Source organism: Nocardia colli (genome assembly GCF_008704205.1).
GTDB classification, from domain to species: domain Bacteria; phylum Actinomycetota; class Actinomycetes; order Mycobacteriales; family Mycobacteriaceae; genus Nocardia; species Nocardia colli.
Map to the genome: position 1 here is coordinate 398,597 of NZ_VXLC01000004.1, position 19,586 is coordinate 418,182.

Consider the following 19,586-nt stretch of genomic DNA (forward strand, 5'->3'; position numbering starts at 1 on the left):
CAAACACAGCCCCATCGGTCGCGGTGGAGCCGAGCGTCAGCGAGGCGCAAGCGTGACCGAACTGCCGAATCCGACCATTCCTGCTGCACCCCCTTCTCCGTCGGCCATGCGCCGGGCCCTGCGCCGGGCCCGGGACGGCGTCACGCTGAACGTGGACGAGGCCGCAGTCCTGCTGCACGCGACCGGCGACGATCTGAAAGATCTGAGCTCCAGTGCGGCGCGGGTGCGTGACGCCGGGTTGGAGTCGGCCGGACGCCCCAAGACGATCAGCTATTCGCGCAATGTCTTCATCCCGCTGACCCGCCTCTGTCGGGACAAGTGTCATTACTGCACCTTCGTCACCGTGCCGGGCAAGCTGCGTGCCGAGGGGAAGGGCATGTTCCTGGAACCCGACGAGGTGCTCGACATCGCCCGGCGCGGTGCCGCCCTCGGCTGCAAGGAAGCCCTGTTCACGCTGGGCGACCGGCCCGAGGATCGCTGGCCGGAGGCCGCGCAGTGGCTCGACGAGCGCGGCTACGACTCGACCCTGGACTACTTGCGCGCCGTCTCGATCATGGTGCTGGAGGAGACCGGCCTGCTGCCGCACCTGAACCCCGGTGTGATGTCGTGGGAGGAGATCTCCCGGCTCAAGCCGGTCGCGCAGTCGATGGGCATGATGCTGGAGACCACCGCCACCCGGCTGTTCACCGAGAAGGGTGAATGCCACTACGGCAGCCCGGACAAGGACCCGGCGGTCCGGCTGCGCGCCATCACCGACGCCGGTCGGCTGTCCGTCCCGTACACCACCGGCCTGCTGGTCGGCATCGGCGAGACGATCGCCGAGCGGGCCGCGTCGATCATGGCGATTCGCAAGCAGCACAAGGCTTTCGGGCACATCCAGGAAGTCATCATCCAGAACTTCCGGGCCAAGGACGACACCGCCATGCGCGATGTCCCGGACGCGGGCATCGAGGAGTTCCTGGCCACCATCGCGGTGACCAGGCTGCTGCTCGGCCCGGACGTGCCGGTGCAGGCGCCGCCGAACCTGGTGTCGCACGAGGACTGCCTGGCGCTGATCGACGCGGGCATCGACGACTGGGGTGGCGTGTCGCCGGTGACGGTGGACCACGTGAACCCGGAACGCCCCTGGCCGAACCTGGACACGCTGCGCGAGATCACCGAGGCGGCCGGCTATCAGCTGGTCGAGCGGACCTCCGCGCACCCGAAGTACGTGCGCGCGGGCAGCCCGTGGATCGACCCGCGGATCGGCGTGCACGTCGCCGCGCTCAGCGATCCGGTCACCGGCCTGGCCAACCCGGACGCGATGCCGGTCGGCCTGCCCTGGCAGGAACCGGACCAGTCCTGGGAGTCCGCCGGCCGGGTCGACCTCAACACCTCGATCGATACCGAGGGCCGCAACACCGAGAGCCGCAGCGATTCCGCGATCGGCCAGGACGTGGTCGGCGCGTTCGGCGATTGGGACACCATCCGGGAGCAGGCCCGCGACCTCGCGGTCGTCGCGCCGGAACGCCTCGACTCCGAGGTGCTCGCCGCGCTGCGGGCGGCGGAGAAGGATCCGGCCGGGCTCTCCGACGCCGAATACCTCGCGCTGGCCACGGCGGACGGCGCGAACCTGGAGGCAGTGGCGGCGCTGGCCGATCAACTGCGCCGCGACACCGTGGGCGACGACGTCACCTACGTGGTCAACCGGAACATCAACTTCACCAACATCTGCTACACCGGCTGCCGCTTCTGCGCGTTCGCCCAGCGCAAGGGCGACGCGGACGCGTTCACGCTGAGCATGGACGAGGTCGCGGACCGGGCCTGGGAGGCGCACGTCGACGGCGCCACCGAGGTCTGCATGCAGGGCGGCATCGACCCCGACCTGCCGGTCACCGGGTACGCCGACATCGTGCGGGCGGTGAAGCAGCGGGTGCCGTCCATGCACGTGCACGCGTTCAGCCCGATGGAGATCGTGAACGGCGCCTCGCGCGGCGGGCAGAGCATCCGGGACTGGCTGGTCGCGCTGAAGGAGGCCGGCCTGGACACCATCCCCGGCACCGCCGCGGAGATCCTGGACGACGAGGTGCGCTGGGTGCTCACCAAGGGCAAGCTGCCCACCTCGGCGTGGATCGAGGTGATCACCACCGCGCATCAGATCGGCCTGCGCTCCAGCTCGACCATGATGTATGGGCACGTGGACAACCCGAAGCACTGGGTCGGCCATCTGCGCGTGCTGCGCGGAATCCAGGACGAGACAGGCGGTTTCACCGAATTCGTGCTGCTGCCGTTCGTGCATCAGAGCGCGCCGCTGTACCTGGCGGGCGCCGCGCGGCCGGGGCCGACGAACCGGGACAACCAGGCCGCGCACGCGCTGTCGCGGATCATGCTGCACGGGCGGATCGAGAACATCCAGACCAGCTGGGTGAAGCTCGGCACGGTCGGCACCAGGGTGATGCTGAACAGCGGCGCCAACGACGTCGGCGGCACGCTGATGGAGGAGACCATCTCCCGGATGGCCGGCTCGCAGCACGGCTCGGCGAAGACCGTCGCGGAGCTGGTGGACATCGCCGCGGGCATCGGCCGCCCGGCCCGCGAACGGACCACCACGTACGGCGTTCCGCAGCACAAGGTTTCGGCGTTACCCCTCACCGTGGGATAGCGGCGTAGGCTTCCGGTAACTGCCGGTGGCGGTGATAGGCAAGGCTCCACGCGGCGATCGAATTCGGATCTGGCCGGATTGCCGGAATACCGGCGAACCGACCGGGAGGGTTCCGAATAGCTGGAGCCGTACCCGCGATGACGTGGGACGGCTCCGAACGGCCTGGTCCTGACCGGGGTTTCGGACGGCGAGAGTGGCGTGCGGAACATCTGAAGTTAGGTAAGGCTGACCCGGAGTAGCGTGGGGTGTCCGGATAGGGTTTCGCTGGGCGGACTATCCCCGCAAGGTGAGGACAGACTAGGAGAACGGCAGTGCCGTACATCATCGCTGAACCGTGCGTTGACGTGAAGGACAAGGCATGCATCGAGGAATGCCCCGTGGACTGCATCTACGAGGGTGGTCGCATGCTGTATATCCATCCCGACGAGTGCGTGGACTGTGGTGCATGTGAACCGGTGTGCCCGGTGGAGGCGATCTTCTACGAAGACGACACCCCGGACCAGTGGAGCGGCTACGTGAACGCGAACGTCGACTTCTTCAACGAGCTGGGTTCGCCCGGCGGCGCGACCAAGGTCGGCCAGGTCGAGTACGACCCGCCGTTCATCAAGGAACTGCCGCCGATGGCGAGCGAGTAGCTCTGCCGTGTCCGCGCGTAACCGGGTCAGCAGTCTGCTCCCCGACTTTCCCTGGGACACCATCGCTTCGGTGAAGGCGAAGGCGGCGACGCATCCCGGCGGGATCGTCGACCTGTCGGTCGGCACCCCGGTGGACCCGGTCGATCCGCTCATCCGCACGGCCTTGAGTTCGGCCTCGGCGGTACCCGGTTATCCGGCCACCCATGGCACCCCCGAGCTGCGCGCGGCCGCGGTCGACGCGCTCAAGCGGCGTTATGGGATCACCGGTCTCGACCCGGCCTCGGTATTGCCCGCGATCGGCACCAAGGAACTGATCGCCGGCCTGCCCCGGCTGCTCGGCCTCGGCGCGGACGACCTGGTCGTCATTCCCGAGGTCGCCTACCCGACGTATGAGGTGGGTGCACTGTTCGCGGGCGCGCAGATCGTGCGCGCCGACGGGCTCACCCAGCTCGGCCCGCAGACACCGGCGCTGATGTTCGTGAACTCGCCGTCGAATCCGACGGGTCGCGTGCTCGGCGTCGACCACCTGCGCAAGGTCGTCGAATTCGCCCGCGAACGCGACGTGGTCATCGCCTCCGACGAGTGCTACCTCGGGCTCACCTGGGAGGGTCGCGCGGTGTCCATCCTCGACCCCGAGGTCTGCGCCGGCGACCACACGAATCTGCTTGCCGTGCATTCGCTTTCGAAGACTTCCAACCTGGCCGGCTACCGTGCCGGTTTCGTCGCGGGCGACCCGGCTCTGGTCACCGAACTGCTGGAAGTGCGCAAGCACGCCGGAATGATGGTGCCGTTCCCCATCCAGGCCGCGATGACCGCCGCGCTGAGCGACGACACGCACGAGGCGCAGCAGCGCGAGCGCTACCGGGTCCGTCGCGAGGTTCTGCGAAAGGCCTTGGAGCAGGCCGGTTTCCGCATCGATCACTCCGAAGCGGGCCTCTACCTCTGGTCGACCCGCGGCGAAGCCTGCCGCACCACCCTCGACTGGCTCGCCGATCGCGGCATCCTGGCCGCGCCCGGCGACTTCTACGGGCCCACCGGCACCGAGCACGTCCGGATCGCCCTGACCGCCACCGACGAGCGCATCGCCGCCGCCGCCGAACGACTGACCGCCGCGGCGTAACCCGGTCGGGCTCGCACTGACGGAGACCCGACACGCACGACGGGCAAGGGCACGAGGCGCGAGCCGGCGTTAGCCTGAAGTATGGACGCTGTCACGGTTGTTCCTACCCCCGCCAACGAGCCGGTGCATTCCTACGCGCCCGGCAGTCCCGAGCGGGAACTGCTGGTCGCCAAGCTGACCGAGATCGCTGCGGAGACCGTCGAGGTGCCGCTGGTCATCGGCGGTAAACATCGGCCGGGGATCGGGGAGCGGCACGATATCGTCGCCCCGCATCGACACAGTCAGGTGCTGGGGACCTACACCGATGCCACGCAGTCCGAAGCGCAGGGCGCGATAGACGCGGCGATGGCGGCCGCGCCGGGGTGGCGGGCACTGCCGTTCGACGAGCGGGCGGCGGTGTTCCTGCGGGCCGCGGACTTGCTGGCCGGGCCGTGGCGGGAGACGGTGGCCGCGGCGACCATGCTCGGGCAGTCGAAGACAGCGCAGCAGGCGGAGATCGATGCGCCGTGCGAGCTGGTCGATTTCTGGCGGTTCAATGTGGCGTTCGCGCGGCAGATCATGGCGCAGCAGCCGGAGTCGAGCGCAGGGGTGTGGAATCGGCTGGATTACCGGCCGCTGGAGGGGTTCGTCTACGCGATCACGCCGTTCAACTTCACCGCGATCGCCGGGAATCTGCCGACCGCGCCCGCGTTGATGGGCAACACGGTGGTGTGGAAGCCGTCGCCGACGCAGACGTTGTCGGCGTATTACACGATGCGATTGCTCGAGGCCGCCGGCCTGCCGCCGGGTGTGATCAATATGGTCACCGGCGACGGCATCGCTCTGTCGGAGGTGGCGCTGGCCGATCCGCAGCTGGCCGGGATTCATTTCACCGGTTCCACCAAGACCTTTCAGTACCTGTGGCAGCAGGTCGGCACGAATATCGGCCGGTATCACGGGTATCCGCGGTTGGTCGGGGAGACCGGCGGCAAGGACTTCATCGTCGCGCATCCGTCGGCCGATCCGGATGCGTTGCGGACCGCGCTGATTCGCGGCGCGTACGAGTATCAGGGGCAGAAGTGTTCGGCGGCCTCGCGCGCCTACATCGCGCGATCGGTCTGGCGCAAGATGGGTGACGACTTCCTGCACCTGACCGACGGGCTCACCTACGGCGACGTGACGGACCTGGCCAATTTCGGTGGGGCACTGATCGATCAGCGCTCGTTCGACAAGAACGCCGCCGCGATCCGGCGCGCCAGGGATGCCGGAGTCACCATCCCGGTCGGCGGCACCTATGACGACAGCGAGGGCTATTTCGTCCGGCCGACGGTGCTGCTGGCCGACGATCCGCACGACGAGTCCTTCGCCACCGAGTATTTCGGCCCGATCCTGTCGGTGCACGTCTACGACGACGCCGAACCCGGTTCGTACGCGGCCATTTTGGCCGAGGTCGATGCCGCCGCACCCTATGCGCTGACCGGCGCGGTGTTCGCGCAGGACCGGCAGGCGATCGAACAGGCCGGCGCCGCACTGCGATTCGCGGCGGGAAACTTCTACGTCAACGACAAGCCGACCGGCGCGGTGGTCGGTCAGCAGCCGTTCGGCGGCGCACGCGCGTCCGGCACCGACGACAAGGCGGGCTCTCCGCTGAACCTGCTGCGCTGGGTCGGTGCGCGCACGATCAAGGAAACCTTCGTCCCACCCACCGAGTACCGCTACCCGCACATGGGGGACTGACCGGTGAATCCGCTGCGTCCCCTCATCCTCGCGGCGGCGGAATCGCCGCGGATGAAGCGCGCGCTCACCGGCATCCCGATCACCGCCGACATCGTGCGGCGGTTCGTCGCCGGAGAGACCAGGGCCGAGCTGATCGAGGTGGCGCAGACCCTGCTGAACAGCGGCCGGATGGTCAGCGTGGACTTCCTCGGGGAGAACACCACCGACCGGGGCCAGGCCGATGCCACAGTGGCCGAATATCTTTCGCTGATCAACGACCTGGCCGCGCTGAATCGTCCGGCGCTGCCGGGGATCGACGCGCCGCCCGTCGAGGTGTCGGTGAAGCTGTCCGCACTGGGCCAGGCGCTGCCGGACGACGGACCCGCGGTCGCCACCGAGAACCTGCGCATCCTGTGCACCAAGGCTGCCCAGGCCGACGTATGGGTGACCGTCGACGCCGAAGACCACACCACGACCGACGCCACACTGGCCACCGTGCGCGAGCTGCGCGGTGAATTCCCCTGGCTCGGTGCGGTTCTCCAGGCCTACCTGCGCCGGACCGAGGCGGACTGCCGCGAGCTGTCCGGGCCGGGATCGCGAATCCGGTTGTGTAAGGGCGCTTATCGCGAGCCGCACGACGTCGCCTTCCAGCGCGCGAACGAGGTGACCGAGTCGTACCTGCGCTGCCTCGACGCTTTGATGCTCGGCGACGGGTACCCCATGGTGGCCACGCACGATCCGGAGCCGATCGCCGATGCCGTGGACCTGGCGGCGGAGAGCGACCGCGGCCCTGATCGTTTCGAGTACCAGATGCTGTACGGCATCCGCGACGCCGAGCAGTTGCGGTTGGCCGCGGCAGGTAGCGCGGTGCGGGTCTACGTGCCCTACGGCAGCCAGTGGTACGGCTATCTCACCCGGCGATTGGCGGAGCGACCCGCCAATCTCACGTTCTTCCTGCGTGCCCTGGTCAGTAAGTCCTGAAAGCCTTTACACCAGTGGCTTTCCCAGCCGCATCCGCCGGCGCAGGTCGAACAGGTAGACGTTCAACGGAAACAGCCTCGCCTGCTTCGGCAGTCGGCTGTTCACGACCGAGATGCCGCGCAGCAGCCGGTCGAATCGGCGCTGGTCCTGGTCGGTCCAGGTCATCCGCATCTCCGCGCGCACGTGTTGTGGCAGCAGTCCCGCCACGATGAATCGCTGCACCTTGGCGAAGGTGAATCGGAGGGGCCACGGCATCATTCGGAGATCGATGAGACCGTCGAAGTATTCGCGCAGGGCGGGCTCGATGCGGTGCTGCGCCAGGTTCTGCTCCCACCACGGATGGAACTCCGCGCGATCGGCGGGCCACATCTCCGGCCGCATCTGCAAGGTGGTGCCGAGCCGCGCGCTGTACTGGTAGAGCGCCTCGGCGGTGGCCGGATCCAGCGGTCCGTGCATGCGGGTGTAGAGGTCGTCGATGCCCCAGTAGATGGTGCCCGCCACCCACAGTTGCAGCTTCGGATCGAAGGCGTTGTACTTCACCGGGCTCTGCGGTCCGGAGCGGATCGGGCGGTGCGAGCGGTTGACCGCCTCGCGGTAGGCCGCGCGTTCTTCGTCGGAGCCCATCATCGCGACGGCGATGTAGGTCAGCGTGGTGCGCAACCGCTTGACCGGATGCAGCGTGACCTTGCCGCTGTCCACGGTGCTCTCCAGCACGCCGCGCCCGACCGGGCGCAGGCTCAGCTGCATGATGACGTTGGCGGTGCCGCCGAGGAAGGCTGCGATGCCGTCCATGTACGGCTCGACGGTTTCCGGCGTGAGGGACGGCGTGGCGGACGGCTCGACCCGATGCAGCGGTGCGGTCATCGTTGACCTCGACTTTCTGGGCCCGAAGCAGGATTCGGACCGGCGAACGGATGAGAAGGTTCTCATCTCACCTTCTCATTGCCTCGCCAACTGTGTCAATGATGCGCTGCAATGGTTCTTGTGTCATCGTTTCGGCGATCCGGATAGGCTGATCGCATGGCGAGGCTGACCAGACTGTTGCCGCTGGTGCGGAGCACCGGTCCGGAGGACGGCAATCAGGCGCGCGTGCTCGACGCGGCGATGCTGGCGTTCCTCGACTTCGGCATCAAACGCACCAGCATGGTCGAGGTGGCCCGGCGCTGCGGGCTCTCCCTCGCCACCCTGTATCGCCGCTTCGCCAGCAAGTCCGACCTGATCGAGGCGGTCGGGTTGCGGCAGACCCGCGAGTTCGTCGAAGAGGTCGACGCCGCCTTGCAGCGGCAGCTCGATCGCGACGCGGGTGCGGAGGAGCAGATCGTCGAGCTGTTCGCCGCGTTCATCACCGGGCTGCGGGACAACCGGCTCGTGCACCGGCTGCTGGCGACCGAGCCCGAACTGGTGCTGCCGTATCTGACCATCAAGGGCGCGCCGGTGCTCGAGCTCGGCCGAGACTACGTGGCCGAGTTCATCTCCCGGTTGCAGCGCGAGGGCAAGCTGCCCGCCTACGACCCGGAACCGCTCGCGGAGATGATCGCGCGGACCGCGTTGTCGCTGGCGTTGACGCCGCAGACGGTGATTCCGCTCGGCGACGAGGTGGCGATCCGGCAGTTCGCCCGCGATCACATCGTGGTGTCGTTCCGGGTGCCCTGACCTGGCATCAGTGACCGGTCACCAGTTCGAGGGCAGCGAGCGGGAGTGCGCCGAGGATGTCGAGGGTCTGCTCGGTCGCGGTGCCGTGCGTGTGTGCGGCCACCGTGAACCCGGGGCCGTAGGAGGCCGAGGCGACGTCGGGCTCGCCGATATCCGACCAGCCCCACTTGGTGCCGAGGACGAACGGCAAACGTGCTGTGCCCCAGTCCTGTTCGGTGCCGTCGACGGCGCTCTGGCCGGCCGCGGCCATCCAGTCGAAGATCGGTGAGCCGGGGTCGGTGCGCATTTTGGCGTCCAGGAAGTCGGTCAGGTCCGCGGTGCTGGTGTAGGCCGCGCCCCAACTGCCCGCGGAATGCGTGTCGCTCAGATGATATTCCGCCGCAACGCTTTTGAGCGCCTGCGGGTACTTGGCCTCCATCGTGGTGGCCGCGCCGTCGTCGGAGTAGCGGATCATCCGCTCGGCGAGGTCGCGGTCCGCGTGCGAGCCGTCGCCGTGCCGCAGCGCGTAGTCGGCCAGGTAGAGCTTCGTCAGCGAGAGGCTGGTGCGCGATTCGTGCTCGTTCGCGGTGCTCCAGTGCGCGCCGAGGGTGGAGCGGATGGAGATCGAGGTGCGCGGCGGGACCACGTCGGGATCGAGCGGTTCCGCGCAGGCGGTCGGCGCGACCAGCGCGCAGTAGGTCGCCGCGGCGGCGGCCGCGGTCGCAACAGTCCGATAGCCCATCGTTTCCTCCTGGCTCGGCCCCCGGTGTGCTCTTCGAGATAACACCGCTCAGCGGTGAAAAGGCACTCGCGACACGCGGTAGCTGATCAATCGCCCAGTCAGACCAGGGGCAGGCCGAGGCGGCGGCGCAGGCGCAGGTCGAGCAGGTAGGCGTTCATCGGGAACATGCGGGCCTGCCGGGGCAGCCAGGTCTGGGTGGTGCCGAGGGTGCGCATGATGCGCCGGAGGACGCGTTCGTCGCGCGCGGTCCAGGTGAAGCCCATCTGGTCGCGCAGGTGCTGCGGGAGCAGGCCCGCGACGAAGAAGCGATGCGGTCGGGCGAAGGCGAGTTGCACCGGGCAGGGCAGCATCTTCAGATCGATCAGGTCGTTGAAGTAATCGCGGATCGGCGGATCGATCGTGGTGTCGGCCAGATGCGCGTCCCAGTACGCGGCGAAGGCCTGCCGATCGACGGGCCACATGTCTTGGCGCACTTGCAAAGTGGTGCCGAGGCGGGCGCTGTAGCGGTAGAAGGCGTCGGCGGTCGGCTCATCCATGGGGCCGTGCATCCGCTCGTACAGATCTTTCGCGCCCCAGTAAAGGCAAGCGGCAACCCACAATTGGAGACGCGGGTCGAAGGCGTTGTACCGCACCGGACTCGACGCGGTCGAATGCACCGGGCGATGCGAGCGATTGACCGCCGCGCGATAGTCGGCGCGTTCGTCCTCGGTGCCGAGCATGGCGACGGCCAGGTAGGTGATCGTGGTGCGCAGCCGTTTGACCGGGTGCAGCATGACCTTCCCGCTGTCGACGGTGCTCTCCACCACGCCGTAGCCGACCGGCCGGGTGCTGAGCTGCATGATGACGTTCGCCGCGCCGCCGAGCAGGCCCGCGATGCCGTCGATGAACTGGGTGATGTCGAGCTCGTCCGGCGGTTCGGTCTCGTCCGTCGTTGCGCGGAGTGGCCTGGTCATCGTCGACCCCTGTCTCATTGAGAAGGCTATACGCTTACTGTCTCACCGCCTCATCGGGTGTGTCAACGGTCACATCGGTGGTTCATTCACCTGTGATCGGCCGAGGTGTTGCGGGACGGACGAGGTGGGCGAAGTAGTTTGAGCGCATGTCGTTCGGTCCGCCGTTGCTGCTCAGTTCCCTGAATCCGCTCGCCGTCGCCGGCGGCGCGGACATCCCGGATGCCGTCACCATCGACGGGGTGACGCTGTCCCGCAGCGATCTGCTCGGGGCCGCGACCTCCGTGGCCGAGCGGGTGGCCCGGGCCGATCGGGTCGCGGTGCTGGCCAAGCCGACCGTGACCACGGTGCTCGCGGTCGTCGGCTGCCTGATCGCCGGCGTGACCGTCGTTCCGGTGCCGCCGGACTCGGGAACCGCTGAGCTGGCGCACATTCTGGCCGATTCGGGGGCGCAGGCGTGGCTCGGTGAGGCCGCGGCGGGCAGCGAGTTGCCGGTGGTGCCGGTGCGGGTGCACGCGCGGTCGTGGCACACCTATCCCGAACCCGACCCGGCCGCAACGGCTTTCGTGCTCTACACGTCGGGTACGACCGGGCTGCCGAAAGGCGTGGTGCTCAGCCGCGGCGCGATCGCGGCCGGGTTGGACGCGCTCGCCGACGCCTGGGCCTGGACCGCGAACGATGTTCTGGTGCACGGGCTTCCGCTGTTCCACGTGCACGGTCTGATCCTCGGCGTGCTCGGCCCGCTGCGGGTGGGCAGCCCGCTGATCCACACCGGCAAGCCGACCCCGCAGGCGTACGCCGCCGCGCGCGGCACGCTGTACTTCGGGGTGCCGACCGTGTGGTCGCGGGTCGTCGAAGATCCCGAAGCGGCAAAGCAATTGGCCGATGCCCGGCTACTGGTGTCCGGCAGTGCGCCGCTGCCCGTCCCGGTGTTCGAGCGGTTGCGCGAGCTCACCGGCCACGCGCCGATCGAGCGCTACGGCATGAGCGAAACCATGATCACCCTGTCCACCCGCGCCGACGGCGAGCGCCGCCCCGGCTGGGTCGGCACCCCGGTGCGCGGCGTGCGGACCCGATTGCGCGACGAAGCTGGAGCAGATGTCGCGCACGACGGCGAAAGCATCGGCGGCCTCCAGGTTTCCGGCCCGATGCTGTTCGACGGCTACCTCAACCGCCCGGATGCGAACGCCGAGACCTGGACCGAGGACGGCTGGTTCAAGACCGGCGACGTCGCCGCTATCGACCAGGACGGCTTCCACCGCATCGTCGGCCGCGAGTCGGTGGACCTGATCAAGTCCGGCGGCTACCGCATCGGCGCGGGCGAGGTCGAGACCGTACTTCTCGGCCACCTCACCGTCGCCGAGGCCGCCGTCGTCGGCCTGCCCGACCCCGACCTCGGCCAGCGCATCGTCGCCTTCGTCGTACTACGCGGCGACGCACCGTCTTCCATCGAACAAGACCTGATCACCCATGTGGCCGAACAACTCTCGACCCACAAACGCCCCCGCGAGATCCGCGTGGTCGACTCCCTGCCCCGCAACGCCATGGGCAAGGTGCAGAAGAAGCGCCTGACCTGACGGGTCAGTCGTTGGCGTGCAGGGCGGCGTTGAGTTCGATGCCGGTTCCCTTGCGGGGCACCACCTCTACCGCGCCGCTGACCGAGTTGCGGCGGAACAGCAGGTTGTTCTGGCCGCTGAACTCGGCGGCCTTGACGACGGTGCCGTCGGGGGTGGTGACCTTGGTGCCTGCGGTCAGGTAGAGGCCGGCCTCCACGACGCAGTCGTCGCCGAGCGGGATGCCGACGCCCGCGTTGGCGCCGAGCAGCGAGCGCTCGCCGATGGAGATGACCGTGGTGCCGCCGCCGGACAGGGTGCCCATGATGGACGCGCCGCCGCCCACATCGGAGCCGTCGCCGACCACGACGCCGGCCGAGATGCGGCCCTCGACCATGGAGTTGCCGAGGGTGCCCGCGTTGAAGTTCACGAAGCCCTCGTGCATGACGGTGGTGCCGGAGGCGAGGTGCGCGCCGAGGCGAACCCGGTCGGCGTCGCCGATGCGCACGCCGGACGGGATGACGTAGTCGACCATCCGCGGGAACTTGTCGACGCTGTACACGGTCACCGGGCCGCGGGCGCGCAGCTTGGCCCGGGTGGTCTCGAAGCCCTCCACCGCCGCCGGGCCGTGGTTGGTCCACACCACATTGCTGAGCAGCCCGAACTGGCCGTCCAGGCTCACCCCGTGCGGCCGGACCAGCCGATGCGAGAGCAGATGCAGCCGCAGGTAGACGTCGTGCGCGTCGACCGGGGCGGCGGACAGGTCGGCGATCGTGGTGCGTACCGCGACCACGTCGACCCCGCGCGCCTCGTCGAAGCCGAGCAGCGCCGCGAACTCCGCGGGCGCGTCATCCAGGCGCTTGGTTCCGGTCTCGGCGAACTCGCCGAGCTCCGGGCTCGGGTACCAGGTGTCCAGGACGGTCCCGTCCGCGGTCACATTGGCGATACCGACTGCTGCTGCTCCCTGAATGCTCACGTCAACAGAGATTACCGACCCGTCGTAACAAGTGGTGAGCCTGCTCCGCCGATGTGCCACACCACACGGTTCGACGACAGCCGCGCACCGATCGGCACCACGCGCACGGAATCGCCGACTGTCTTGTGTGCGGCGGACTGAAACATGCGCGGCTGCACCCGACGCGGCTCCTTGCTGTGAGCTCGCTGTTTTGCCGCGGTGACAGCTGTGCGGGGCGGCCGCGCACCGATCGGCACCACGCGCACGGAATCGCCGACTGTCTTGTGCGCGGCGGGCCCCAATGTGCGCGGCGGTGCTGCCGCGGGTGGTGCTGCGCGGTCGTAGGGTGGGTGCGTGACCCTCGACCTGCGTGCTGACCCGATTACCTTGACCGCCGCTCTCGTCGATATTCCGAGCGTTTCGCGGGACGAGCTGGCTATCACCGACCTCGTCGAGCAGGCGCTGCGCGAGCAGACGAGCGGGTTCGAGGTGCTGCGGCACGGGAATGTGGTGCTGGCGCGGACGAATCGGGGGCTGCCGAGCCGGGTGGTGCTGGCCGGGCACCTGGACACCGTGCCGATCGCCGATAACGTGCCGGGGCACTTCACCGAGAACGCGGCGGGGGAGCGGGTGTTCTACGGCTGCGGGTCGGTCGACATGAAGTCGGGCGACGCGGTGTTCCTGCACCTGGCCGCGACGGTCGCCGACCCCGTGCACGACCTGACGCTGATCTTCTACGACTGCGAGGAGATCGCGGCCGAGTTCAACGGGCTCGGCACCATCGAGCGCGAGCTGCCGGAGTGGCTCGACGGCGATCTGGCGGTGCTCGGCGAACCGTCCGGCGGCTGGATCGAGGCGGGATGCCAAGGGACGCTGCGGGTTCGGCTGTCCACCGCCGGCGTGCGCTCGCATTCGGCCCGAGCTTGGCTGGGCGACAACGCGATTCACCGCTTGGCTCCGATCGTGCAGCGGCTGGCCGACTATCGGGCCCGCGAGGTCGACATCGACGGCTGCGTCTACCGCGAGGGACTGTCCGCGGTGCGTATCTCCGGCGGAGTGGCGGGCAATGTGGTGCCCGACGCCGCCGAGGTCGACGTGAACTTCCGCTTCGCTCCGGACCGCACGGTCGAGCAGGCCGTCGAGCACGTCCGCGAGGTCTTCGCGGATCTGGAGCTGACCTTCGAGGTGACCGATTCGGCGCCCGGCGCGCTGCCCGGCCTGACCGCCCCGGCCGCCAAGGACCTGATCGCCTCGGTGAACAGCCACGGCGGCGGCGGAGTGCGAGCCAAGTTCGGCTGGACCGACGTCGCCCGCTTCGCCGCCCGCGGTATCCCCGCGGTGAACTTCGGCCCGGGCGACCCGAACCTCGCGCACAAGCGCGACGAGCACGTCCCCGTCGACCAGATCACCGCCGTCACCGCGATGCTGCGCAACTACCTGACCGGCTCGGCGAGCTGACCGCCCGCGAGGTTTGCCGCCGCGTAGATTGCGGGCCTGTCTCGCCCTCGGGTCGGGCTATTGAACGTGGGACGACTTCTCGCCTCCAGGCAGTTGCTTCGCGCCGTCCCCGGTAGCGTGGTCGACATGTCCACCGACGCCGCTGACCGCGAGGTTGCCAATACGCAGAAGTCGACAGCCAAGTTCCGCGGGCCGATCATGCTCCGCCGCGACCGCAAGGACGGGACCGGCACGGCCGACCGGAATCTACTGGACCGGCGCGGCGACACCGATTGGGTGCATACCGACCCGTGGCGGGTGCTGCGCATCCAAGCCGAGTTCGTCGAGGGCTTCGGCGCGCTCGCCGAGGTGCCGCGCGCGGTCACCGTCTTCGGTTCGGCGCGCACCGGCCCGGATCATCCGGAGTACGAGGCGGGCCGGGCGATCGGCGCGGCGCTGGCCAAGGCCGGTTTCGCGGTGATCACCGGCGGCGGTCCCGGCGCGATGGAGGCGGCCAACCGCGGCGCGTGCGAGGCCGGCGGCTATTCGATCGGCCTCGGCATCGAGCTGCCGTTCGAGCAGAGCCTCAACGAGTGGGTCGATCTCGGCATCAACTTCCGCTACTTCTTCGTCCGCAAGACGATGTTCGTGAAGTACTCCGAGGCGTTCATCTGCCTGCCCGGCGGCTTCGGCACCCTGGACGAGCTGTTCGAGGCGCTCACCCTGGTGCAGACCCGCAAGATCACCCGCTTCCCGATCATCCTGTTCGGCAGCAGATATTGGTCCGGCCTGGTCGATTGGCTGCGCGATTCGCTCGGCGGCTCGGGCAAGATCTCGCCCGGTGACCTGGGGCTGATCCACGTGACCGACAGCGTGGAGGAGATCGTGCAGATCATCCTGTCCTACGCCGAGGCGGGCGCCGCCGAGGACGCACTCGGCACGGAGGACCAGTGGTGACCGAACAGCAGCCCTACGCCGTCTGCGTCTATTGCTCGGCCAGCACCGCCGATCCCACCTACCTCACGCTGGCCGCCGAGGTCGGCGCCGAGATCGCCCGGCGCGGTTGGCAATTGGTGTCCGGCGGCGGCAACGTCTCGATGATGGGCGAGGTGGCGACCGCGGCGCGAGCCGGCGGCGCGAACACCATCGGGGTGATCCCGAAGCATCTGGTGCACCGCGAGGTCGCCGATGTGGACGCCGACGAACTGGTCGTCACCGACACCATGCGCCAGCGCAAACAGATCATGGAGGACCGCGCCGACGCCTTCCTCACCCTGCCCGGCGGCATCGGCACGCTCGAGGAGTTCTTCGAAACCTGGACCGGAGGGTATCTGGGACAGCACAATAAACCGGTGGTGTTGTTGGACCCGAATGGCTTCTACCGAGGCCTTTTCCAGTGGCTCGACGAGCTCTACGACCGTAAGTTCGTGCCCCAGCCCGCCATGGACCGCATCACCGTGGTCACCGATCTTTCGTCCGCCTTCACGGCGCTGGAGGCGCGAGCAACACCTTCCTGATGAGGAGCATTACCAAGTGAGTTCAGACGGCCGCTCGACGGTGAGCTTGTTCAGCCTGGCCCAAAACCTGCCCGCGATGGCGCTCGAAGTACCGGCAATGCTGCGCAACGCGGCGGGCATGCTGGTCGGGCCGGACGACAAATCCTCGGTGGGGCTGTACTTCCAGCGCGCCGCGCACCGGCATCCGGACCGGACGTTCCTGCGCTTCGAGGGCACCGCCTACACCTACGGCGAGGCCAACGCCGAGGTGAACCGCTACGCCTCGGTGCTCGCCGCGCGGGGTGTGCGGCGCGGCGACGTGGTCGGCCTGCTGATGACCAACCGGCCCGAAACCTTGTTCACCGCACTGGCTTCGGTGAAACTGGGCGCCACCGTCGGCCTGCTCAATCATCATCAGCGCGACCAGGTGCTCGCGCACAGCTTCGGCCTGCTGAACAGTGTGCTCAACGTGATCGGCGAGGAATGCAAGGAGGCGCTGGACTCGCTGGCCGAGCCGCTGCCGAACGTGTTGCCCGCCAACGACTTGCAGGCCGCCGCGCAGCACGCGGACGCCACCGATCCGCCGGTATGCGCGGAGGTCACCGCCAAGGAACGCGCCTTCCTCATCTTCACCTCCGGCACGACCGGCCTGCCCAAGGCCAGCGTGATGACCCACCTGCGCTGGACCAAGAGCCTGGCCGGCATCGCCGGACTCGGAATTCGCCTGCGCGGCAACGACACCCTGTACTGCTGCCTGCCGCTCTATCACAACAACGCGATGACGGTCGCGCTGTCGGCGGTGATCGGCGCCGGCGGCACGCTCGCCCTGGGCAGGCAGTTCTCCGTGTCCCGCTTCTGGGACGAGGTGATCCGCGAGCAGGCAACGGGTTTCATCTACATCGGCGAACTGTGCCGGTACCTGCTGAACCAGCCCGCGAAGCCGACCGACCGGCAGCACAAGGTGCGGCTCGCGGTCGGCAACGGGCTGCGCCCGGAACTGTGGGACGAGTTCAAGACGCGGTTCGGCATCAATCGAATCGTCGAGTTCTACAGCGCGAGCGAAGCCAACATCGCCTTCATCAACGCGTTCAGCGTCGACCGCACGGCCGGCTTCGGGCCGCTGCCGTACGCGGTGGTCGAGTACGACGACGAGACCGGAAAAGCCAAGCGGGGCAAGGACGGCCGGCTGCGCAAGGTAGGCGCGGGCGGGGTCGGGCTGTTGCTGTCCAAGGTCACCGACCGCTCACCGTTCGACGGTTACACGGACAAGGACGCCTCCGAAGCGAAGCTGGTCCGCGACGGGTTCGCGCAGGGTGACGTCTGGTTCGACACCGGCGACCTCGTGCGCAACCAGGGCTGGCATCACATCGCGTTCGTGGACCGGCTCGGCGACACCTTCCGCTGGAAGGGCGAGAACGTGGCGACCACCGAGGTCGAGGGCGCGCTGACTCGCTCGCACGCGCTCTCCCAGGCGGTCGTCTACGGCGTAGACGTACCGGGCGCCGACGGCAAAGCGGGCATGGCCGCGGTGACGCTGACCCCGGACGTCGAGTTCGACGGCAAGGCGATCGCCGGCGAGGTCTACCAACAGCTGCCCGGCTACGCCGTTCCGCTGTTCATCCGGGTGGTCGACGAGCTGGAGCAGACCTCCACCTTCAAGAGCCGCAAGGTCGAGCTGCGCAAGCAGGGATACGCCGCCGACGGCGACGGCAGTCTGTACGTTCTCGCGGGCCGCTCCGACGGTTACGTCCCCTTCTACGACGACTACGCCGCCGACGTGGCCGCGGGGCGCGCTCCGAAGAACTAGCGGCACCGCCGGGTGGAGAGACCGGTAGCACACCGGTCGGTACAGTCAGAGGATGTTCAGTACCACCGTTACGCCGCTTCCTACCTTGTGCGGCAAGCCGGTGGCGACCGATCGGGCGCTAGTGATGGCGATCGTGAATCGCACCCCCGATTCGTTCTATGACAAAGGGGCCACGTTCACCGACGAGGCGGCCATGGCGGCCGTCTCCCGGGCGGTGGACGAAGGCGCGGATCTGGTCGATATCGGCGGGGTAAAAGCCGGACCGGGATCGCTGGTCGACGCGGCCGAGGAAGCGCGCCGGGTGATCCCGTTCGTCGCCGCTATTCGGGCGAAGTACCCGGAGTTATTGATCAGCATCGATACCTGGCGGGCCGATGTGGCCCTGGCCGCGGTCCGAGCGGGCGCGGATCTGATCAACGACACCTGGTCCGGCGCCGACCCCGACCTGGTGTCCGTGGCCGCGGAACAGGGCGTCGGCATCGTGTGCAGCCACACCGGCGGGGCCATCCCGCGCACCCGCCCGCATCGCGTCCGCTACGCCGACATCGTGGCCGAAGTGACCGATACCTTGGTGCGCGCGGCGGAAAAAGCGGCCGCGGCGGGAGTTCGCGCGGATTCGATTCTGATCGATCCGACCCATGATTTCGGCAAGAACACTTATCACGGGCTCGACTTGTTGCGCGGAGTGGACGTTCTTGTAAATACCGGGTGGCCAGTCTTGATGGCACTGAGCAACAAGGATTTCATCGGGGAGACTCTAGGTGTCGATCTTTCCGAACGGTTGGAGGGCACATTGGCAGCAACAGCTTGGTCGGCAGCCGCCGGCGCCCGAGTCTTCCGAGTCCACGAAGTCGCCGCGACCCGGCGGGTGGTGGACATGATCGCCGCGATCCAAGGCATCCGGCCCCCAGCACGCACCCTGCGAGGTTTGGTATGAAATTCCACCACCCCCACAGCCGCGAAGACCGCCCCGCGTGGGCGACGACAAACACCTGGGACAGCCCCCACTGGTCGGTCGACGAACTCGTCGCCGCCAAAGACGGCCGCACCGTATCGGTGGTGCTGCCCGCGCTGAACGAAGAGAACACCGTCGCCGACGTGGTGGGCAGCATCATGCCGCTGCTCGGCACCCTGGTCGACGAGCTGATCGTGCTCGATTCCGGTTCGACCGACGCCACCGCCGAACGGGCGCTGGCCGCGGGCGCCGAGGTGATCACCCGCGAGCAGGCGGTGCCGGAGCTGGATCCGGTGCCCGGCAAGGGCGAGGTGCTGTGGCGCTCGCTGGCCGTGACCAGCGGCGATCTGATCGCCTTCGTCGATTCCGACCTGATCGACCCGGACCCGGAGTTCGTGCCGAAACTGCTCGGCCCGCTGCTCACCGTCGATGCGATGCACCTGGTCAAGGCCTACTACCGCAGGCCACTGCGGCAGGGCGGCGCGGTGGACGCGCACGGCGGCGGCCGGGTCACCGAGCTCGTCGCCCGCCCGCTGCTCGCCGCGTTGCGTCCGGAGCTCTCCCAGGTGCTGCAACCGCTCGGCGGCGAATACGCGGGCACCCGCGAGCTGCTCACCTCGGTCCCGTTCGCGCCGGGCTACGGCGTGGAGATCGGGTTGCTGCTCGATACCTACGATCAGCTCGGGCTGTCCGCGATCGGGCAGGTGAACCTGGGCGTGCGCACCCACCGCAATCGCCCGCTGGCCGATCTCGGCGTGATGAGCAGGCAGATCCTCGGCACCGTGCTCGGCCGCAGCGGGGTGCAGGACTCCGGCGCCGCGCTGACCCAGTTCCCGCTGGTCGGCGACGCCTTCACCGCGCAGAGCACCGAGGTGTCGCTGGCCGATCGGCCGCCGATGAATACCCTGCGCCCCGAGTGGGCGGCTGCCTGACCGATATCTCGACGCGCGAACCCGGGTGCCAGTGGCGCCCGGGTTCGTTGCGTTG

Annotated in this window: 17 protein-coding genes; 13 read left to right on the forward strand and 4 right to left on the reverse strand. The window is 68.5% G+C overall.

Annotation, left to right across the window (positions count from 1 at the left end; all coding sequences use genetic code 11):
* Window positions 1-52 precede the first annotated feature (52 nt).
* The 5 genes from F3087_RS13815 (at window position 53) to F3087_RS13835 (ending at window position 7,072) form a co-directional block, all read left to right on the forward strand.
* Window positions 53-2,641 (forward strand): bifunctional FO biosynthesis protein CofGH, encoded by a 2,589-nt coding sequence (locus F3087_RS13815; RefSeq protein WP_223885061.1) that lies wholly within the window; start codon window positions 53-55, stop codon window positions 2,639-2,641.
* Between the two features lie 311 nt (window positions 2,642-2,952).
* The gene (fdxA, locus tag F3087_RS13820; protein WP_150402310.1) at window positions 2,953-3,276 is read left to right on the forward strand and encodes a ferredoxin; all 324 of its coding nucleotides are present in this window, start codon (window positions 2,953-2,955) and stop codon (window positions 3,274-3,276) included.
* A gap of 7 nt (window positions 3,277-3,283) precedes the next feature.
* Window positions 3,284-4,396 (forward strand): succinyldiaminopimelate transaminase, encoded by a 1,113-nt coding sequence (dapC, locus tag F3087_RS13825; protein WP_150402311.1) that lies wholly within the window; start codon window positions 3,284-3,286, stop codon window positions 4,394-4,396.
* 81 nt (window positions 4,397-4,477) lie between these two features.
* Window positions 4,478-6,112 carry an L-glutamate gamma-semialdehyde dehydrogenase gene (pruA, locus tag F3087_RS13830; RefSeq protein ID WP_150402312.1) on the forward strand — a complete coding sequence of 545 codons (1,635 nt, stop codon included), beginning with the start codon at window positions 4,478-4,480 and terminating at the stop codon, window positions 6,110-6,112.
* Window positions 6,113-6,163: 51 nt separating this feature from the next.
* Entirely contained in the window at window positions 6,164-7,072 is a 909-nt protein-coding gene (locus tag F3087_RS13835) for a proline dehydrogenase family protein (RefSeq protein ID WP_150402850.1), read from the forward strand.
* A gap of 6 nt (window positions 7,073-7,078) precedes the next feature.
* Here F3087_RS13835 and F3087_RS13840 read toward each other — a convergent pair whose 3' ends face one another.
* Window positions 7,079-7,936 (reverse strand): oxygenase MpaB family protein, encoded by an 858-nt coding sequence (locus tag F3087_RS13840; RefSeq protein WP_150402313.1) that lies wholly within the window; start codon window positions 7,934-7,936, stop codon window positions 7,079-7,081.
* Between the two features lie 156 nt (window positions 7,937-8,092).
* Here F3087_RS13840 and F3087_RS13845 point away from each other — a divergent pair, with 156 nt between their 5' ends.
* On the forward strand, window positions 8,093-8,725 hold the full coding sequence (locus F3087_RS13845) for a TetR/AcrR family transcriptional regulator (protein WP_150402314.1): 633 nt from the start codon (window positions 8,093-8,095) through the stop codon (window positions 8,723-8,725).
* A 7-nt stretch (window positions 8,726-8,732) separates the two neighbouring features.
* On the opposite strand, the gene F3087_RS13850 is transcribed toward F3087_RS13845, so the two are convergent.
* Window positions 8,733-9,446, reverse strand: a complete 714-nt coding sequence (locus F3087_RS13850) for a hypothetical protein (protein ID WP_150402315.1) — start codon at window positions 9,444-9,446, stop codon at window positions 8,733-8,735.
* Window positions 9,447-9,544: 98 nt separating this feature from the next.
* On the reverse strand, window positions 9,545-10,399 hold the full coding sequence (locus F3087_RS13855; RefSeq protein WP_150402316.1) for an oxygenase MpaB family protein: 855 nt from the start codon (window positions 10,397-10,399) through the stop codon (window positions 9,545-9,547).
* Window positions 10,400-10,545: 146 nt separating this feature from the next.
* Between F3087_RS13855 and F3087_RS13860 the strand changes: the two genes are divergently transcribed.
* Complete coding sequence (locus F3087_RS13860) at window positions 10,546-11,973, forward strand: acyl-CoA synthetase (protein ID WP_191093949.1); 1,428 nt, start codon at window positions 10,546-10,548, stop codon at window positions 11,971-11,973.
* Window positions 11,974-11,977: 4 nt separating this feature from the next.
* Here the strand turns inward: F3087_RS13860 and dapD are convergent, their stop codons facing one another.
* The gene (gene dapD / locus F3087_RS13865) at window positions 11,978-12,925 is read right to left on the reverse strand and encodes a 2,3,4,5-tetrahydropyridine-2,6-dicarboxylate N-succinyltransferase (protein ID WP_150402317.1); all 948 of its coding nucleotides are present in this window, start codon (window positions 12,923-12,925) and stop codon (window positions 11,978-11,980) included.
* Window positions 12,926-13,258: 333 nt separating this feature from the next.
* Here dapD and dapE point away from each other — a divergent pair, with 333 nt between their 5' ends.
* From dapE to F3087_RS13895, 6 genes are all read left to right on the forward strand, one after another.
* A complete protein-coding gene (dapE, locus tag F3087_RS13870) occupies window positions 13,259-14,362 on the forward strand; it encodes a succinyl-diaminopimelate desuccinylase (protein WP_150402318.1) in 1,104 nt (367 codons plus the stop codon).
* A gap of 126 nt (window positions 14,363-14,488) precedes the next feature.
* On the forward strand, window positions 14,489-15,298 hold the full coding sequence (locus F3087_RS13875) for an LOG family protein (RefSeq protein ID WP_150402319.1): 810 nt from the start codon (window positions 14,489-14,491) through the stop codon (window positions 15,296-15,298).
* Window positions 15,295-15,858 (forward strand): TIGR00730 family Rossman fold protein, encoded by a 564-nt coding sequence (locus F3087_RS13880; RefSeq protein WP_396897548.1) that lies wholly within the window; start codon window positions 15,295-15,297, stop codon window positions 15,856-15,858. The genes F3087_RS13875 and F3087_RS13880 overlap by 4 nt, the downstream gene beginning before the upstream one ends.
* Before the next feature lie 16 nt (window positions 15,859-15,874).
* Window positions 15,875-17,644, forward strand: a complete 1,770-nt coding sequence (locus F3087_RS13885) for a long-chain-acyl-CoA synthetase (RefSeq protein WP_150402321.1) — start codon at window positions 15,875-15,877, stop codon at window positions 17,642-17,644.
* A 52-nt stretch (window positions 17,645-17,696) separates the two neighbouring features.
* Window positions 17,697-18,581, forward strand: coding sequence for a dihydropteroate synthase (folP, locus tag F3087_RS13890; RefSeq protein WP_150402322.1), 885 nt, complete (start codon window positions 17,697-17,699; stop codon window positions 18,579-18,581).
* Window positions 18,578-19,531 (forward strand): glucosyl-3-phosphoglycerate synthase, encoded by a 954-nt coding sequence (locus tag F3087_RS13895; RefSeq protein WP_150402323.1) that lies wholly within the window; start codon window positions 18,578-18,580, stop codon window positions 19,529-19,531. The genes folP and F3087_RS13895 overlap by 4 nt, the downstream gene beginning before the upstream one ends.
* The last annotated feature ends 55 nt before the right edge of the window (window positions 19,532-19,586 follow it).

What these genes read in the sequence shown, in the direction of transcription:
- pruA (WP_150402312.1), top strand. Translation starts at nt 4,478, where the DNA reads ATGGACGCTGTCACGGTTGTTCCTACCCCCGCCAACGAGCCGGTGCAT.
- F3087_RS13835 (WP_150402850.1), top strand. Translation starts at nt 6,164, where the DNA reads ATGAAGCGCGCGCTCACCGGCATCCCGATCACCGCCGACATCGTGCGG.
- F3087_RS13840 (WP_150402313.1), bottom strand. Translation starts at nt 7,936, where the DNA reads ATGACCGCACCGCTGCATCGGGTCGAGCCGTCCGCCACGCCGTCCCTC.
- F3087_RS13845 (WP_150402314.1), top strand. Translation starts at nt 8,093, where the DNA reads ATGGCGAGGCTGACCAGACTGTTGCCGCTGGTGCGGAGCACCGGTCCG.
- F3087_RS13850 (WP_150402315.1), bottom strand. Translation starts at nt 9,446, where the DNA reads ATGGGCTATCGGACTGTTGCGACCGCGGCCGCCGCCGCGGCGACCTAC.
- F3087_RS13855 (WP_150402316.1), bottom strand. Translation starts at nt 10,399, where the DNA reads ATGACCAGGCCACTCCGCGCAACGACGGACGAGACCGAACCGCCGGAC.
- F3087_RS13860 (WP_191093949.1), top strand. Translation starts at nt 10,546, where the DNA reads ATGTCGTTCGGTCCGCCGTTGCTGCTCAGTTCCCTGAATCCGCTCGCC.
- F3087_RS13875 (WP_150402319.1), top strand. Translation starts at nt 14,489, where the DNA reads ATGTCCACCGACGCCGCTGACCGCGAGGTTGCCAATACGCAGAAGTCG.
- folP (WP_150402322.1), top strand. Translation starts at nt 17,697, where the DNA reads ATGTTCAGTACCACCGTTACGCCGCTTCCTACCTTGTGCGGCAAGCCG.
- F3087_RS13895 (WP_150402323.1), top strand. Translation starts at nt 18,578, where the DNA reads ATGAAATTCCACCACCCCCACAGCCGCGAAGACCGCCCCGCGTGGGCG.